The sequence below is a fragment of the Serratia marcescens subsp. marcescens ATCC 13880 genome (genome assembly GCF_017299535.1).
GTDB classification, from domain to species: domain Bacteria; phylum Pseudomonadota; class Gammaproteobacteria; order Enterobacterales; family Enterobacteriaceae; genus Serratia; species Serratia marcescens.
The window spans coordinates 1065021-1081364 of record NZ_CP071238.1 but is presented as its reverse complement, the minus strand read 5'-3'; the positions used below and the strand labels follow the sequence as shown (position 1 = coordinate 1081364).

The window sequence follows — 16344 nt, the reverse complement described above, 5'->3', positions numbered from 1 at the left end:
TCTGAACGGCCGGTGATTTCGCCGGCCGAAAAAAAAGCGATCCGGGGGTATATTTATTTCGGTAAAAAAAGATAATCGGCGCGGAAATTATTTTTTTATCCGACTGCCGCGCTCGGAAATAAAATTAAATTCACCTTTAAGACACAATTATTTTACATTAAATAAACCTTTTCTGCGTATTTCCCCGCCGCGCATTTCTTCGCCAAATTCATCATACCTTTAGTTTTCCTTAACATACGGGCTGCTCGTCACGATTCAGCGTGCCAACGCGTTGTTGTCATTGGTAAATTGTCACGCAGGGTTACATCTGTGACCCCCTTAACAGAAAGTGTCAACAAGCCGCTGACACTCCCTTAAGCATGTTTACAGTACTGCAACCTTCCCGTAAAATGCCCGCACACATGAAACGACAATTGAGCCTTTGTTATTGAGGTCGTTAGATGAGACTTAAGAAATACAATAAAAGTATTGGGATGCTGTCATTAATCGCAGGCACTGTATTGCTCAGTGGCTGCGATATGGTTTTGATGAATCCCAAAGGAGCAATTGGTGTTGAGCAACGGACACTGATTATCACTGCAATCGCGTTGATGTTGATCGTAGTGGTGCCAGTTATCTTCATGGCGTTCGCCTTTGCCTGGAAGTATCGCGCTTCCAACAAAGACGCCAAGTACAGTCCGAACTGGGCCCACTCCAACAAGATCGAAGCGGTCGTCTGGACCATTCCTATCATTATCATCGCCATCCTTGGCACCATTACCTGGAAGACCACCCACGAACTCGATCCGTTCAAGCCGATTGTCACCGACAAGAAGCCGATGACGATCGAAGTGGTGTCGCTCGACTGGAAATGGCTGTTCATCTACCCGGAACAAGGCATTGCGACCGTTAATGAGCTGGCTTTCCCGAAAGATGTTCCAGTCGAATTCAAGATCACCTCTAACTCGGTAATGAACTCGTTCTTTATCCCGCAGTTGGGTGGACAGATTTATGCGATGGCCGGCATGCAGACCAAACTGCACCTGATCGGCAACGAAGCCGGTGCCTACAAAGGCATCTCCAGCAGCTACAGCGGCGCAGGCTTCTCCGGTATGAAATTCACCGCGATCGTTACCCCGACCGAAGGCGACTTCGATCAGTGGGTGGCCAAGGTGAAGGCATCGTCTAAAAACCTGAACACCACCGACGACTTTAACAAACTGGCAGAGCCGAGTGAAAACAACCCGGTTGAGTACTTTGCCGCTGTCAAACCGAATTTGTTCAAAGAAACAATTGCCAAATTCATGGGCGACATGGATATGCACAAGGGCGCTGGCGCGCACGAAGGCATGGACATGAGCCAAGGTATGGACATGGGTGAACATGCTGCTCACGCCGGAGCCGAGGAATAACTGATGTTGGGAAAATTAACACTTGATGCGGTTCCGTACCACGAACCGATCATCATGGTCACCGTAGCCGCAATTATTGTCGGGGGCCTGGCAGTGCTGGCGCTGCTGACGTATTTCGGCAAATGGAAGTGGCTGTGGAGCGAATGGCTGACTTCGGTCGACCATAAAAAAATTGGTATCATGTACATCATCGTGGCGATGGTCATGCTGCTGCGCGGCTTCGCCGACGCCATCATGATGCGTAGCCAGCAGGCGTTGGCGTCCGCCGGCGAAGCCGGGTTCCTGCCGCCGCACCACTACGACCAGATCTTCACCGCGCACGGCGTTATCATGATCTTCTTCATGGCGATGCCTTTCGTGGTCGGCCTGATGAACGTCGTGGTGCCGCTGCAAATCGGTGCGCGCGACGTCGCCTTCCCGTTCCTGAACTCCCTGAGCTTCTGGTTCTTCGTGGTGGGCGTTGTGCTGATCAACATCTCCCTGGGGGTCGGTGAATTCGCTCAGACCGGTTGGCTGGCGTATCCGCCGCTGTCGGGTAAAGAGTACAGTCCTGGCGTCGGGGTCGATTACTGGATCTGGAGTCTGCAGATTTCCGGTCTGGGTACCCTGCTGACCGGCGTGAACTTCTTCGCCACCATTCTGAAGATGCGTGCCCCTGGCATGCCTATGATGAAGATGCCGGTGTTCACCTGGGCGGCGCTGTGTACCAACGTCCTGATCATCGTTTCTTTCCCAATTCTGACCGTCACCATCGCGCTGCTGACCCTGGATCGCTATCTGGGCACCCATTTCTTCACCAATGATATGGGCGGCAACATGATGATGTACATCAACCTGATTTGGGCCTGGGGTCACCCAGAGGTGTATATCCTGGTTCTGCCGGTGTTCGGCGTGTTCTCCGAAGTCACCGCGACCTTCTCCAGAAAACGCCTGTTCGGCTATACCTCACTGGTATGGGCAACCATCGCGATCACCGTTCTGTCGTTCATCGTCTGGCTGCACCACTTCTTCACCATGGGGTCCGGCGCGAACGTTAACGCCTTCTTCGGTATCGCCACCATGATCATTTCCATCCCGACCGGGGTGAAAATCTTCAACTGGCTGTTCACCATGTATCAGGGCCGTATCAAGCTCAACTCCGCGATGCTGTGGACCGTTGGCTTCATCATCACCTTCTCTGTGGGTGGTATGACCGGCGTTCTGCTGGCGGTGCCGGGCGCGAACTTCGTGCTGCACAACAGCCTGTTCCTGATCGCACACTTCCACAACGTCATCATCGGCGGCGTGGTGTTCGGTTGCTTCGCGGGCCTGACCTACTGGTTCCCGAAATCCTTCGGCTTCACGCTGAACGAAAAATGGGGCATCCGCGCGTTCTGGTTCTGGATCATCGGCTTCTTCACCGCCTTCATGCCGCTGTACGCATTGGGCTTTATGGGCATGACCCGTCGTATCAGCCAGAACATCAACCCTGAGTTCCACCCTCTGCTGCTGGTTGCAGCCGGCGGTGCGGCGCTGATCGCCTGCGGCATCCTGTGCCAGCTGACCCAGATCTTCGTCAGTATCCGTGACCGCGAACAGAACCGCGATCTGACCGGTGACCCATGGGGTGCTCGTACTCTGGAGTGGTCAACCTCGTCTCCACCGCCGTTCTATAACTTTGCCGTAGTGCCGCAGATTCATGACCGTGATGAATTCTGGGACATGAAAGAAAAAGGCGAAGCGTATAAGAAACCGGCTAAATACGAACCGATTCATATGCCTAAGAACACCGGCGCCGGCGTTATCATCGCCTTCTTCAGCCTGGTATTCGGTTTCGCAATGATTTGGGAAATCTGGTGGATGGCTCTGGCCGGCTTCATCGGTATGATCGTTGTCTGGATCGGCAAGAGCTTCGATCACGATGTTGACTACTATGTGCAGGTTGATGAAATCGAGCGCATTGAGAACCAACACTACGAACAAATCCGTAAAGCAGGCGTGAACCATGTCAACTGAAACTCTGACCAATCATAACGCAGCCCATGCAGAGCATGGGCACCACGACGCGGGAGAGACCAAAGTCTTCGGATTCTGGATCTACCTGATGAGCGACTGTATTTTGTTTGCGAGCTTGTTCGCGACTTATGCAGTCCTGGTGAACGGGACCGCTGGCGGTCCCTCAGGCAAAGACATCTTCGACCTGAAGTTTGTCCTGGTCGAAACTTTCCTGCTGTTGTTCAGCTCCATCACCTACGGCATGGCGATGATCGCCATGAACAAGGGTAAAGTTGGCGGTGTAAACACCTGGTTGTTCCTGACCTTCCTGTTTGGTCTGGGCTTCGTGGCGATGGAAATCTATGAATTCCATCACCTGATCGCCGAAGGCTTCGGTCCGGATCGCAGCGCGTTCCTGTCCAGCTTCTTCGCGCTGGTCGGCACCCACGGTCTGCACGTGACTTCCGGCCTGATTTGGATCATCGTGCTGATGATTCAGGTGAGCAAGTTCGGCCTGACCGCGACCAACAAAACCCGCCTGATGTGCCTGAGCCTGTTCTGGCACTTCCTGGACGTGGTCTGGATCTGCGTATTTACCGTTGTCTACCTGCTGGGGGTTATGTAATGAGCCATTCATCCCATGAAACCTCTCACGGCGGCGCAAGCCACGGCAGCGTGAAGTCATACCTGATCGGCTTTATCCTGTCGATCATCCTGACGGTAATTCCATTTGCGATGGTAATGAACGGCTCCGCCTCTCATTCCACCATCCTGGCGGTTGTTGTCGGTATGGCGGTTATCCAGGTGATTGTTCACCTGGTTTACTTCCTGCACATGAACACCTCATCGGAAGAGCGCTGGAACCTGGTGGCATTGCTGTTCACCGCTATGATCATCGGTATCGTTGTTGTAGGTTCACTCTGGATTATGTACAACCTCAACATCAATATGATGGTCGATTAAGAGCTGAGCTGCACGTGATGATTAAGCAATACCTGCAAGTCACTAAACCAGGAATTATTTTCGGCAATTTAATTTCTGTCGTTGGGGGATTCCTGCTCGCTTCCAAAGGGAGCATCGACTATCCCCTGTTTCTCGCCACCCTGGTGGGTGTCTCGTTGGTGGTCGCGTCGGGCTGTGTGTTTAATAACTACATCGACCGCGACATCGACAAGAAAATGGAGAGAACGAAGAATCGGGTGCTGGTAAAAGGCCTGATCGCGCCGAGTGTCACCCTGGTTTATGCGACCGTGTTGGGTATTGCGGGCTTCGCGTTGCTGTATATCGCGGCCAACCCGCTGGCCATGTGGCTGGCGGTGATGGGCTTCGTGGTTTATGTCGGCGTTTACAGCCTGTACATGAAACGCCATTCGGTCTACGGCACGCTGATCGGCAGCCTGTCGGGCGCCGCGCCGCCGGTTATCGGCTACTGCGCGGTGACCAACGAGTTCGACGCCGGCGCGTTGATCCTGCTGGCTATCTTTAGCCTGTGGCAGATGCCGCATTCTTATGCGATCGCTATCTTCCGCTTTAAAGATTACCAGGCGGCCAACATTCCGGTGCTGCCGGTGGTGAAAGGCATTTCCGTCGCCAAGAACCACATCACGGTCTACATCCTGGCATTTATGATCGCCACGCTGATGCTGACCCTGGTAGGTTATGCCGGCTACAAGTACCTGATCGTCGCTGCGGCGGTGAGCGTATGGTGGCTGGGCATGGCGCTGCGCGGTTACAAGACCGAAAACGACAGCGTCTGGGCGCGTAAACTGTTCGTGTTCTCCATCGTCGCCATCACCTCGCTGAGCGTGATGATGTCGATCGACTTCAGCGCCACGGCGGCGCCTGAAGCGCTGGTGACCTACGTTTGGTAAGCCAAATCATCTGTGAATGGGCCGCTTTTGCGGCCCATTTTATTTGTCACGCCGAAAAGCGGCCAAACTGTAATATCTGTTAAACAACATTCGATTTACCCCCCCTGCCCCGCACACTAAAATGACGCAGCTTTACAGAAATCATGCCATCAGGCGCTGTCTCAACGTCTGATGGCATGGTTTTTACCGAGGTTTGATGTGAACGATAATTCAATGACCCCGCAGGAGCGCCGCGCTACCTGGGGATTGGGCACCGTATTCTCCCTGCGCATGCTCGGCATGTTTATGGTATTGCCGGTGCTGACCACCTACGGCATGGCGCTCAACGGCGCCAGCGAAGCGCTGATCGGCATCGCCATCGGCATCTACGGCCTGGCGCAGGCGGTGTTTCAGATCCCGTTCGGCCTGGTGTCCGATCGCATCGGCCGCAAGCCGCTGATCGTCGGCGGCCTGCTGATTTTTGCCCTCGGCAGCGTGATCGCCGCGGTCACTGACTCTATCTGGGGCGTGATCCTCGGCCGCGCGTTGCAAGGCTCCGGCGCCATCGCCGCCGCGGTAATGGCGCTGCTCTCCGATCTGACCCGCGAGCAGAACCGCACCAAAGCGATGGCGTTCATCGGCGTCAGCTTTGGCATCACCTTCGCCATCGCCATGGTTCTGGGCCCTATCATCACTCATGCCTTTGGCCTGCATGCGTTGTTCTGGATGATCGCCGTGCTGGCGCTGGCCGGCATCGTCATCACTCTGGCAGTAGTGCCTTCCGCCGATACCCATCTGTTGAACCGCGAGTCCAGCATCGTGCGCGGCAGCTTCCGCAAAGTGCTGAGCAACTCGCGCCTGCTGAAGCTCAACGTCGGCATCATGTGCCTGCATATCCTGCTGATGTCGAGCTTCGTGGCGCTGCCGCTGGCGATGGAGAAAGCCGGGCTGGCGGCCAGCGAACACTGGATCGTCTACCTGGTGACCATGCTGGTGTCGTTCGCCGCCGTAGTACCGTTCATCATCTATGCCGAAAAGTATCGCCGCATGAAGCAGGTGTTTATGGGCTGCGTGGCGGTGCTGTTCTGCGCCGAAGTGCTGCTGTGGCTCTCCGGCGCGCACCTGTGGGGCATCATCGCCGGCGTACAGCTGTTCTTTATGGCCTTCAACGTGATGGAAGCCATTCTGCCTTCGCTAATCAGCAAAGAGTCACCGGCCGGCTACAAAGGCACCGCGATGGGGGTCTACTCCACCAGCCAGTTTATCGGCGTGGCGATCGGCGGCAGCCTCGGCGGCTGGCTGTACGGTTTGCAGGGGGCAGGCTTGGTGTTTATCGCCGGCGCGGTATTAGCCGCCGTCTGGTTCCTGATCAGCAGCACCATGAAAGAGCCGCCGTATGTCAGCAGCCTGCGCATTACGCTGTCGGAACTGGCGGTGAAGGATTCGGCGCTGGAAAGCCGCCTGAAGGCGCAGCCCGGCGTGGCCGAGGCGATCGTGGTGCCGGAAGAGCGCAGCGCCTACGTCAAGGTGGATACCAAGCAGACCAATCGCGGTCAGTTGGAAGCGCTGGTCAATTCGCTGTAAAGAAACGGGGCCGGCAATGCCGGCCCCGTCGAGATTAATCGCGGAAGTTCTTGAACTGGAACGGCTGCCCCAGATCGCCGCCGCGCACCAGCGCCATCACGCTCTGCAAGTCGTCGCGTGATTTGCCGGTCACCCGCACTTCTTCGCCCTGGATCTGCGCCTGCACCTTCAGCTTGCTGTCTTTGATCAGCTTGACGATTTTCTTCGCTACAGAGGTTTCAATCCCCTGCTTCAGCTTGGCTTCCACGCTGTAGGTTTTACCGCTGTGGGTAAACTCTTCCGGGATCTCCAGCGCGGCGCCGTCGATGCTGCGCTTGCTCAGCTTTTCGCGCAGAATGTCGAGCAGCTGCTGCACCTGAAAATCAGACTCGGTGGCAACCTTAATGCTTTGGTTTTTCTCGTTTAGCTCAAAGCTGGCCGGCACGTTGCGAAAATCCCAGCGGGTGCCGAGATCGCGGGTGGCGTTCTCAACGGCGTTACGCACTTCCTGCATATCAATTTCGGAAACGATGTCGAAAGATGGCATACTTCTTCCTCCTGAATGAGTGCCTAATAGCTTAGGCGATTTTGATGCCGAGCATGATAACCGCTTTGCCGCCTCAGACAAAATCTGCTGAACGCACGCAGGGATAGCGCTTCAGGCTGCCATAAAGCCTATAGTTAAATCACGGTAATTGAGCGGTATTCCCGTGTTTCCAAGGAGACTGAATGAAAATAACCATTCTTGGTTGCGGCGCGCTCGGACAACTGTGGCTCTCCCGGCTGTATCAGCAGGGCCACGATGTACAGGGATGGCTAAGAGTGCCGCAGCCTTTTTGCGCCGTGAACGTGATCGAGCCGGAAGGCGTCTCGTTTAATCGCAATTTGCCCACCAACGATCCTGAGCACCTCGCGCAGAGCGAGCTGCTGCTGGTGACGCTGAAAGCCTGGCAGGTGTCCAGTGCGGTCAGCGCGCTGCTGCCGAAGCTGAACCCTCAGTGCGCCATTTTGCTGTTGCATAACGGCATGGGCACCCAGGAGGAACTGCCGCCAAACGGCCAGCCCATCCTGCAGGGCACCACCACCCACGCCGCGCGCCACGAAGGCAGCACCATTATCCACGTCGCCACCGGCATCACCCACATCGGCCCAACCTCGCCGGCCGCCCAACAGCTCAGCCACCTGGCGGAAGTGCTGCATCAGGCTTTGCCTGACGTTGCCTGGCACAACAATATCGCCTCGGCCAACTGGCGCAAGCTGGCGGTCAACTGCGTAATCAACCCGCTGACGGCGCTGTACGGCTGTCGCAACGGCGATCTGCAGCGCTACCCGGAGCAAATCGAAGCGCTGTGTCGTGAAGTCGCCAGCGTGATGGCGATGGAGGGCTACCACACCTCCTGCGAAGGCCTGATGCAATATGTGATGGACGTGATCCACAGCACCGCCGACAACGTTTCGTCGATGCTGCAGGATATCCGCAGCCAGCGACACACCGAGATCGACTACATCACCGGCTACCTGCTGCGCCGCGCGCGCAGCCACGGCCTCACGCTGCCGGAGAATGCGCGGCTGTTTGAATTGATTAAACGAAAGGAAAATGAATATGAGCGTATCGGCGCTGGTTTGCCTGGCACCTGGTAGCGAAGAAACCGAAGCCGTCACCACCATCGATCTGCTGGTGCGGGCGGGCGTAAAAGTCACTACCGCCAGCGTCGCCGGCGACGGCGAGCTGACTATCGTCTGTTCGCGCGGCGTCAAACTGCTGGCCGATGCGCCGCTGGTGGCGATCGTCGATGAGCCTTTCGACGCCATCGTGCTGCCCGGCGGCCTGAAAGGCGCAGAATGCTTCCGCGACAGCCCGTTGCTGGTGGAAAAAGTGCGGCAGATGCACCTGCAGGGGAACATCGTCGCCGCCATCTGTGCGGCGCCGGCGCTGGTGCTGCAGCACCACGATCTGTTCCCGGTCGGCAACATGACCGGCTTCCCGGGCCTGAAAGACCAGATACCGGCGGAAAAATGGATGGAGCGCCGCGTGGTGTACGACGCGCGCGTCAACCTGCTCACCAGCCAGGGGCCGGGCACCGCGATGGAGTTCGCGCTGAAGCTGATAGACCTGCTGCTCGGCAAGGCCAAAGCGGCGGAGATCGCCGCGCAGCTGGTGCTGATCCCGGGAATGTACGATTTCCGCGACTGAGCGGCTTGCCGATAAAAAAAGGGCTGAACATCGGTTCAGCCCTTCTCGTTTATGGCGCTCCGCGCGTTACGGGCGATAAACCTTCACGTTGCTGAAGCCCTGCTCCAGCAGGTACAACGCCTGCAGACGGCTCATCACGCCGCGCTCGCAGTACAGCAGGTAGGTTTTGCTTTGGTCCAGATCGCCGAATTGGGTGCTCAGCTTGTAGAACGGCAACGCTTTCACTTCAACCTGTTCCAGCTGCAGCGGCTTCTCTTCCTGCTCGTCGTTGGAACGGATATCCAGGATCACCTCATCGGCGCCGAAGGCCGCAACGGTTTCTACCTCGGTCACCTGCTCCTGCGCCTGCTCGGCGATGGAGCGAATATCAACGTTCTTCGCCTCGCTCACCACCCGATCGAGAATGCTGAAATCGAAGTGGCTCTCTTCCTCTTCGATCTTGGCCTTGACGGCTTTTACCGTCGGGCTCTTCGAAATCACGCCGCAGTATTCCGGCATGGTTTTGGCGAAGTCTTCGGTGCCGATTTCACGCGCCAGTTTGATGATGTGCTCTTTATCGTGCGAGATCAGCGGACGCAGGATCAGGGTGTCGGACGCGTTATCGATCAAGCGCAGGTTGGTCAGCGTCTGGCTGGACACCTGCCCCAGCGCTTCACCGGTTACCAGCGCCTGCACGCCGTAGCGTTCGGCCACTTGCGAAGCGGCGCGCACCATCATGCGCTTGAGCACCACGCCCATCTGGCCGTCGTCGACCTTCTCCAGGATCTCGCCCACCACCGGTTCGAAGTCGATGGCGACGAAGCGCACCTTGTGCGAACTGGCGAAGCGGTTCCACAGATAGTGCGCCACCTGCTTCACGCCGATCTCGTGCGCGGCGCCGCCCAGATTGAAGAAGCAGAAGTGCACGCGGCAGCCGCGACGCATCAGCATATAGCTGGACACGCCCGAGTCGAAACCGCCGGAAATCAGCGACATCACGTCTTCCTGAGTGCCGACCGGGTAACCGCCGATGCCTTCGAGGCGGCGTTTGACCAGCATCAGCTTGTCGTCTTCAATCTCCAGATTTACCGTGACCTGCGGGCGGGTAAGATTAACGCGCGCGCTCTCGATATGCTGGTTCAGGCCGCCGCCGACATAACGCTCCACGTCCTGCGAATTGAACGCCTGCTTGCCGCGGCGCTTGACGCGCACGCAGAAGGTTTTGCCTTCCAGCTGGGCGCGGTAGGCTTCCAGCGTCTGCTCGAAGATGTGATGGATGTCGGTGTAAGCGCGATCTTCCACTTCCAGAATATGGTGGATGCCGGGAATGCGCGTCAGCGCGTCGGCGATGATCGGCCGCTGGTTTTCATCTTTGGCGCGAACTTCGATATGATCCCAGTGACGGACGACCGCCAGCGTTTCATCATACTGCTTCAGGACGTTGCGAATATTGGTCGAGAGAATCTTGATAAAGCGCAAGCGCACAGATTGGCTCTTGATGGTGATTTCCGGGAACAATTTAATGATAAACTTCATGGCGGTCTTTGTTGTCAGATAAGAATTACGGCGCGGAGTATATCACCATATCACCGCGCTCTGCGCACAAAACCACACATGAGCGCCATGATTTGCTAATCAAGATCCGCTAGGATAGGCTCTGGCGCCACGGTTCACATGATGACGTAAAAAGAAAATTATGCCGAAAAAACCAGCACAATCAGCCAGTACAGAGCAAACAGCCAGCTTTGAAAGCGCCCTCGGCGAGCTGGAAAGCATCGTGACGCGTCTGGAGTCGGGCGAACTGCCGCTGGAAGACGCGCTGAACGAATTCGAACGCGGCGTGCAGCTGGCGCGCCAAGGCCAGCAGAAACTGCAACAGGCGGAACAGCGTGTGCAGATACTTCTTAACGACAGCGCCGACGATGCGGCGCTGGCGCCTTTCACACCGGATGCCGAGTAACCGACATGTCTGAGATCGCCCCATCGGCCGCTTTTGCCGATCAACTGCAGATTTTCCGCCAGCGCGCCGATCGCGCGCTGCTGGACTTCATCGCCCCGCTGCCGTTCAACGACGGCAACATGGTGGCGGCGATGCGTCATGGCGCCTTGCTGGGCGGCAAGCGCCTGCGCCCGTTCCTGGTGTATACCACCGGCCAGATGTTCGGCGTGTCGCTGGCTAACCTGGACGCGCCGGCGGCGGCGGTGGAATGCATTCACGCCTACTCGCTGATCCATGACGATCTGCCGGCGATGGACGACGACGATCTGCGCCGCGGCCAGCCGACCTGCCACATTAAATTCGGTGAAGCCAACGCGATCCTGGCCGGCGATGCGCTGCAAACGCTGGCGTTTTCGATCCTGGCCGATGCCGAAATGCCTGACGTGGCGCTGCGCGATCGGCTGGCGATGGTTTCCGAACTGGCAGCAGCCAGCGGCGTCGCCGGCATGTGCGGCGGCCAATCGCTGGATCTGGAAGCTGAAGGCAAGCACGTTGATCTGCAGGCGCTGGAACAGATCCACCGCCACAAAACCGGCGCGCTGATCCGCGCGGCGGTGCGCCTGGGCGCGCTGAGCGCAGGCGAAGCCGGGCGAGCGGCGCTGCCGCAGCTGGATCGTTACGCCGCCGCGGTCGGCCTGGCGTTCCAGGTGCAGGATGACATTTTGGACGTTGTCGGCGAGACTGAAAAGATCGGCAAGCGCCAGGGAGCGGACCAACAGCACGGAAAGAGTACCTACCCGGCGTTACTCGGGCTTGACAGCGCGAAAGCAAAAGCGTGGGATCTCTATCAGGAAGCATTAGCTGCATTAGACACTTTGGCAGCGCAATCTTATAACACAGCGCCATTGCGAGCGTTAGCCAGCTTCATTATTGAACGCGACAATTAACGTGTGACGTTAACTCCTCTGATATGAGTATCGAATGAGTCTTGATATAGCCAAATACCCAACCCTGGCGCTAGCGGAAAACCCCGAGGAACTCCGCTCACTGCCCAAAGAGAGCTTGCCGAAGCTGTGCGATGAGCTGCGGCAATATCTGCTGAACAGCGTCAGTCGCTCCAGCGGCCACTTTGCCTCCGGGCTGGGTACCGTCGAACTGACGGTGGCGTTGCATTTCGTCTACAACACGCCGTTCGATCATCTGGTGTGGGACGTCGGCCACCAGGCCTACCCGCACAAAATTCTGACCGGTCGCCGCGACCGGATCGCCACTATCCGGCAAAAGAACGGCTTGCACCCCTTCCCGTGGCGCGCCGAAAGCGAATACGACGTGCTGTCGGTCGGCCATTCGTCAACCTCGATCAGCGCCGGCCTCGGCATGGCGGTGGCGGCGGAGCGTGAAGGCAAAGGCCGCCGCACGGTGTGCGTGATCGGCGATGGCGCCATCACCGCCGGCATGGCGTTCGAAGCGATGAACCACGCCGGCGACATCAATCCGGACATGCTGGTGGTGCTGAACGACAACGAGATGTCGATCTCGGAAAACGTCGGCGCGCTGAACAACCATCTGGCGCAGCTGCTGTCCGGCAAGCTTTATTCCACCCTGCGCGAAGGCGGCAAGAAAGTGCTGGCCGGCGTGCCGCCGATCAAGGAGCTGGTGAAACGCACCGAAGAGCACCTGAAAGGCATGGTGGTGCCGGGCACGCTGTTCGAAGAGCTGGGCTTCAACTACATCGGCCCGGTAGACGGGCACGACGTGCAGGGGCTGGTCGCCACGTTGAAAAACATGCGCGATCTGAAAGGCCCGCAGCTGTTGCACATCATGACCAAGAAAGGCCGTGGCTACGCGCCGGCGGAGAAGGATCCGATCAGCTTCCACGCGGTGCCGAAGTTCGATCCCGCCAGCGGCACGCTGCCGAAAAGCGCCGGCGGTCTGCCGACCTATTCGAAAATCTTCGGCGACTGGCTGTGTGAAACCGCCGCCAAAGACAGCTCGCTGATGGCGATCACGCCGGCGATGCGCGAAGGCTCCGGCATGGTGCAGTTCTCCCGCGACTACCCGCAGCAATATTTTGATGTGGCGATCGCCGAGCAGCACGCGGTCACCTTCGCCGCCGGGCTGGCGATCGGCGGCTACAAGCCGGTGGTGGCGATCTATTCCACCTTCCTGCAACGCGCCTACGATCAGCTGATCCACGATGTGGCGATCCAGAACCTGCCGGTGATGTTCGCCATCGATCGCGGCGGCATCGTCGGCGCCGACGGCCAGACCCACCAGGGGGCGTTCGATCTGTCGTTCATGCGCTGCATCCCGACCATGGTGATCATGACGCCGAGCGACGAAAACGAATGCCGCCAGATGCTGTATACCGGCTATCACTACAATGCCGGCCCGAGCGCCGTGCGCTATCCGCGCGGCACCGGCACCGGCGCGGCGCTGGAGCCGCTCAGCATGCTGCCGATCGGCAAAGGCGTGGTGCGCCGCCAGGGGGAAAAGATCGCCATTCTCAACTTCGGCACTCTGCTGCCGGAGGCCGCGCAAGCGGCGGAAACGCTCAACGCCACGCTGGTCGACATGCGCTTCGTCAAGCCGCTGGACGAGCAGTTGGTGCTCGAGCTGGCCGCCAGCCATGAAACGCTGGTGACGCTGGAAGAGAACGCCATCATGGGCGGCGCCGGCAGCGGCGTCAACGAACTGCTGATGGCCAAACGCCGACCGGTGCCGGTGCTGAACCTCGGCCTGCCTGACAGCTTCGTCTCGCAGGGCAGCCAGGAAGAGCTGCGCGCCGATCTGGGGCTGGACGCCGCCGGCATTCAGCGCCAAATCGAAACCTGGCTGGCGCAGTAATCCCCCCAGCGCCTGAAAAAACGCCTCCGCTCTCGGAGGCGTTTTCGTTTCCGCCCTCCGGGATCCGCGCTACAGTTACTGTCTGAGCTGTGAATGGGAGGCAAACATGAAGTACCTGAAATTGGGCAACACCGATCTGAACGTTTCGCGCATCTGCCTGGGTTGCATGACCTACGGCGAACCGAATCGCGGCAATCACGCCTGGACGTTGCCGGAAGAGAGCAGCCGCCCGCTGCTGAAACAGGCGCTGGAAGCCGGCATCAACTTTTTCGACACCGCCAACAGCTATTCCGACGGCAGCAGCGAGGAGATCCTCGGTCGGGCGCTGCGCGACTATGCGCGCCGCGAGGACGTGGTGATCGCCACCAAGGTCTATTTCCCACTGAGCAACCTGGAGCGCGGTTTGTCGCGCGCCAAGATCATGCAGTCCATCGACGACAGCCTGCGGCGTCTGGGCACCGACTATGTCGATTTGCTGCAGATCCATCGCTGGGATTACGAAACGCCGCTGGAAGAGACGCTGGAAGCGCTGCATGACGTGGTGAAAGCCGGTAAAGCGCGATACATCGGCGCCTCCTCGATGTACGCCTGGCAGTTCGCCAAAGCGCTGTATACCGCCGATCTGCACGGCTGGACGCGCTTTGTCAGCATGCAGGATCAATACAACCTGATCCAGCGCGAAGAAGAACGCGAGATGCACCCGCTATGCGCCGCCGAAGGCATCGCCGTGCTGCCGTGGAGCCCGCTGGCGCGCGGCCGCCTGACCCGCCCCTGGGGCGAAACCACCGCGCGGCTGGTCTCCGACCAGTTCGGCAAGAGCCTGTACGAGGACACTGAAGGCATCGACGCCATCATCGCCGAGCGCGTCGCCAGCCTCGCCGACGAACGTGGCGTTTCACGCGCGCAGATCGCGCTGGCCTGGCTGCTGAACAAACCGACGGTCAGCGCGCCGATCGTCGGCGCTTCACGCAGCGAGCAGTTGGATGACGCCATCGCCGCGGTCGATTTGAGTTTGTCGCCACAAGAGGTGGCGGAACTGGAGACGGCCTACGTGCCGCACCGGGTGACAGGGTTTGAATAAAGAGAAGCGGGCGCGAAGAAGCGCGCCCGTCTGTCAGAACAGCCCGATAGGCCAGTGGTGGCCAATCAGGTAGATGATGCCGGCGGACAGCACGCCGGCGATGATATCGTCGACCATGATGCCCATGCCGCCATGCACGTTGCGGTCGAACCAGCGGATCGGCCACGGCTTCCACATATCCAGAATGCGGAAGATGACGAAACCGGCGGCGACCCAGCGCCAGTCGTTGATCGGCAGCGCCATCAGCGTGATCCACATGCCGACGAACTCATCCCAGACGATGCTGCCGTGATCGTGCACCTTCATGTCTTTTGCCGTGCGGTGGCAAATATAGACGCCGATACAGATGCTGAACATCACCGCCAGCGAGTAGAGCTGCCACGGCAGCTGGATCAGCAGCAGCCAGAACGGGATCGCCGCCAGCGATCCCATGGTGCCCGGCATCACCGGCGACAAACCGCTGCCAAAACCGGTGGCCAGCAGGTGCCACGGATTGCTCATCCGCAGCCGACGCTTGGCTTCATCCATGGGTGCCCGGCTCCGCATTGAAATGATCGAACCCGGCCCAGTCCAGCTCTACCGCTTCGTCGTCGCGATAATAGCGGATGCCTTCAGACAGCGGACCAATTTGGCCGATGCAGGTGTAGTCGGCGCCGAGGTGGCTCAGCGCCACTTCCAGCGCGCCGCGGTTGATCTCCGGCACGGTGAAGCACAGCTCGTAATCTTCGCCGCCCGCCAGCGCCCAGCGCAGCGCCTGCTCGGCGTCGGTGTGGCTGCTCAGCGCCTGCGACATCGGCAGCTCGTCCAGCACGATGCGCGCCCCGCAGTCGCTGGCCTTCAGGATGTGTTTCAGATCGGAAATCAGGCCGTCGGAGATGTCGATCGCCGAGCTGGCCAGATCCCGCAGCGCCTGCCCCTGCAGCACCCGCGGCTGCGGCCGCAGATGGCGAGCGAGCAGGTAATCGCGCGCCGCCGCATCCGGCACCGCCAGGCGATCCTGCAGGATCGCCAGACCGGCGGCGCTGTCGCCCAGCGTGCCGGTCACGTAGATCCAGTCGCCGATGCGCGCGCCGCTGCGGGTCAACGCCCGGCCGGCCGGGATCAAGCCCTGAATGGTCAACGTCATGCTCAGCGGGCCGCGCGTGGTATCGCCGCCGATCAGCTGCATGCCGTAATAGTTGAGCTGATCAAACAGGCTGTCGCTGAAGGCCTTCAGCCAGGGTTCGTTCACCTCGGGCAGGGTCAGGGCCAGCGAGAGCCACGCCGGATCGGCGCCCATCGCCGCCAGATCGCTCAGATTGACCGCCAGCGCTTTATAACCGAGATCGGCCGGATCGATATCCGGCAAGAAGTGCACGCCCGCCACCAACGTATCGGTACTGACGGCCACCAGCTGTTTTTCCGGCACTGCCAGCAGTGCGCAGTCATCTCCAATGCCCAACTGTACATCCCGGCGCACGCGCTTAAACCGGTCAAAATAGCGGGCAATGAGGTCAAATTCGCCGCATGCCATATCGATATTCCAC

Annotated in this window: 16 protein-coding genes; 12 read left to right on the top strand and 4 right to left on the bottom strand. The window is 58.8% G+C overall.

From position 1 onward, the window contains the following. The first annotated feature begins 440 nt into the window (after window positions 1-440). From cyoA to J0F90_RS05020, 6 genes are all read left to right on the top strand, one after another. On the top strand, window positions 441-1391 hold the full coding sequence (gene cyoA, locus J0F90_RS05045; RefSeq protein ID WP_004940365.1) for a cytochrome o ubiquinol oxidase subunit II: 951 nt from the start codon (window positions 441-443) through the stop codon (window positions 1389-1391). Window positions 1392-1394: 3 nt separating this feature from the next. Further along, complete coding sequence (gene cyoB, locus J0F90_RS05040; protein WP_004940366.1) at window positions 1395-3386, top strand: cytochrome o ubiquinol oxidase subunit I; 1992 nt, start codon at window positions 1395-1397, stop codon at window positions 3384-3386. Beyond that, window positions 3376-3990: a cytochrome o ubiquinol oxidase subunit III gene (locus J0F90_RS05035; RefSeq protein ID WP_004940367.1), complete on the top strand. Its 615-nt coding sequence runs from the start codon at window positions 3376-3378 to the stop codon at window positions 3988-3990. The genes cyoB and J0F90_RS05035 overlap by 11 nt, the downstream gene beginning before the upstream one ends. Beyond that, entirely contained in the window at window positions 3990-4328 is a 339-nt protein-coding gene (locus J0F90_RS05030; RefSeq protein WP_016928864.1) for a cytochrome o ubiquinol oxidase subunit IV, read from the top strand. Before J0F90_RS05035 ends, J0F90_RS05030 begins: the two co-directional genes overlap by 1 nt. 17 nt (window positions 4329-4345) lie before the next feature. Continuing rightward, window positions 4346-5236: a heme o synthase gene (cyoE, locus tag J0F90_RS05025; RefSeq protein ID WP_015376842.1), complete on the top strand. Its 891-nt coding sequence runs from the start codon at window positions 4346-4348 to the stop codon at window positions 5234-5236. A 198-nt stretch (window positions 5237-5434) separates the two neighbouring features. Beyond that, window positions 5435-6799: an MFS transporter gene (locus tag J0F90_RS05020; protein WP_033641147.1), complete on the top strand. Its 1365-nt coding sequence runs from the start codon at window positions 5435-5437 to the stop codon at window positions 6797-6799. A gap of 34 nt (window positions 6800-6833) precedes the next feature. Here J0F90_RS05020 and J0F90_RS05015 read toward each other — a convergent pair whose 3' ends face one another. After that, entirely contained in the window at window positions 6834-7325 is a 492-nt protein-coding gene (locus J0F90_RS05015) for a YajQ family cyclic di-GMP-binding protein (RefSeq protein ID WP_004940373.1), read from the bottom strand. 182 nt (window positions 7326-7507) lie between these two features. Here J0F90_RS05015 and panE point away from each other — a divergent pair, with 182 nt between their 5' ends. Then, window positions 7508-8419: a 2-dehydropantoate 2-reductase gene (gene panE, locus J0F90_RS05010; protein ID WP_033641148.1), complete on the top strand. Its 912-nt coding sequence runs from the start codon at window positions 7508-7510 to the stop codon at window positions 8417-8419. Next, on the top strand, window positions 8382-8972 hold the full coding sequence (gene yajL / locus J0F90_RS05005; RefSeq protein WP_033641150.1) for a protein deglycase YajL: 591 nt from the start codon (window positions 8382-8384) through the stop codon (window positions 8970-8972). Before panE ends, yajL begins: the two co-directional genes overlap by 38 nt. Before the next feature lie 66 nt (window positions 8973-9038). Here yajL and thiI read toward each other — a convergent pair whose 3' ends face one another. Then, entirely contained in the window at window positions 9039-10487 is a 1449-nt protein-coding gene (thiI, locus tag J0F90_RS05000; protein WP_004940377.1) for a tRNA uracil 4-sulfurtransferase ThiI, read from the bottom strand. Window positions 10488-10647: 160 nt separating this feature from the next. On the opposite strand from thiI, the gene xseB reads away from it, so the two are divergent. The 4 genes from xseB to J0F90_RS04980 all read left to right on the top strand — a co-directional run bounded on the left by xseB (window position 10648) and on the right by J0F90_RS04980 (window position 14818). Beyond that, window positions 10648-10911: an exodeoxyribonuclease VII small subunit gene (gene xseB, locus J0F90_RS04995; RefSeq protein WP_015376838.1), complete on the top strand. Its 264-nt coding sequence runs from the start codon at window positions 10648-10650 to the stop codon at window positions 10909-10911. Window positions 10912-10916: 5 nt separating this feature from the next. Further along, window positions 10917-11837 (top strand): (2E,6E)-farnesyl diphosphate synthase, encoded by a 921-nt coding sequence (ispA, locus tag J0F90_RS04990; protein ID WP_033641151.1) that lies wholly within the window; start codon window positions 10917-10919, stop codon window positions 11835-11837. Window positions 11838-11871: 34 nt separating this feature from the next. After that, on the top strand, window positions 11872-13737 hold the full coding sequence (dxs, locus tag J0F90_RS04985; protein WP_033641152.1) for a 1-deoxy-D-xylulose-5-phosphate synthase: 1866 nt from the start codon (window positions 11872-11874) through the stop codon (window positions 13735-13737). Window positions 13738-13843: 106 nt separating this feature from the next. Continuing rightward, complete coding sequence (locus J0F90_RS04980) at window positions 13844-14818, top strand: aldo/keto reductase (RefSeq protein ID WP_016928870.1); 975 nt, start codon at window positions 13844-13846, stop codon at window positions 14816-14818. Between the two features lie 33 nt (window positions 14819-14851). Here J0F90_RS04980 and pgpA read toward each other — a convergent pair whose 3' ends face one another. Together pgpA and thiL are read right to left on the bottom strand one after the other, a co-directional pair. Further along, entirely contained in the window at window positions 14852-15346 is a 495-nt protein-coding gene (gene pgpA, locus J0F90_RS04975) for a phosphatidylglycerophosphatase A (protein WP_016928871.1), read from the bottom strand. After that, window positions 15339-16331, bottom strand: coding sequence for a thiamine-phosphate kinase (gene thiL, locus J0F90_RS04970; protein ID WP_016928872.1), 993 nt, complete (start codon window positions 16329-16331; stop codon window positions 15339-15341). The genes pgpA and thiL overlap by 8 nt, the downstream gene beginning before the upstream one ends. Between the last annotated feature and the right edge of the window lie 13 nt (window positions 16332-16344).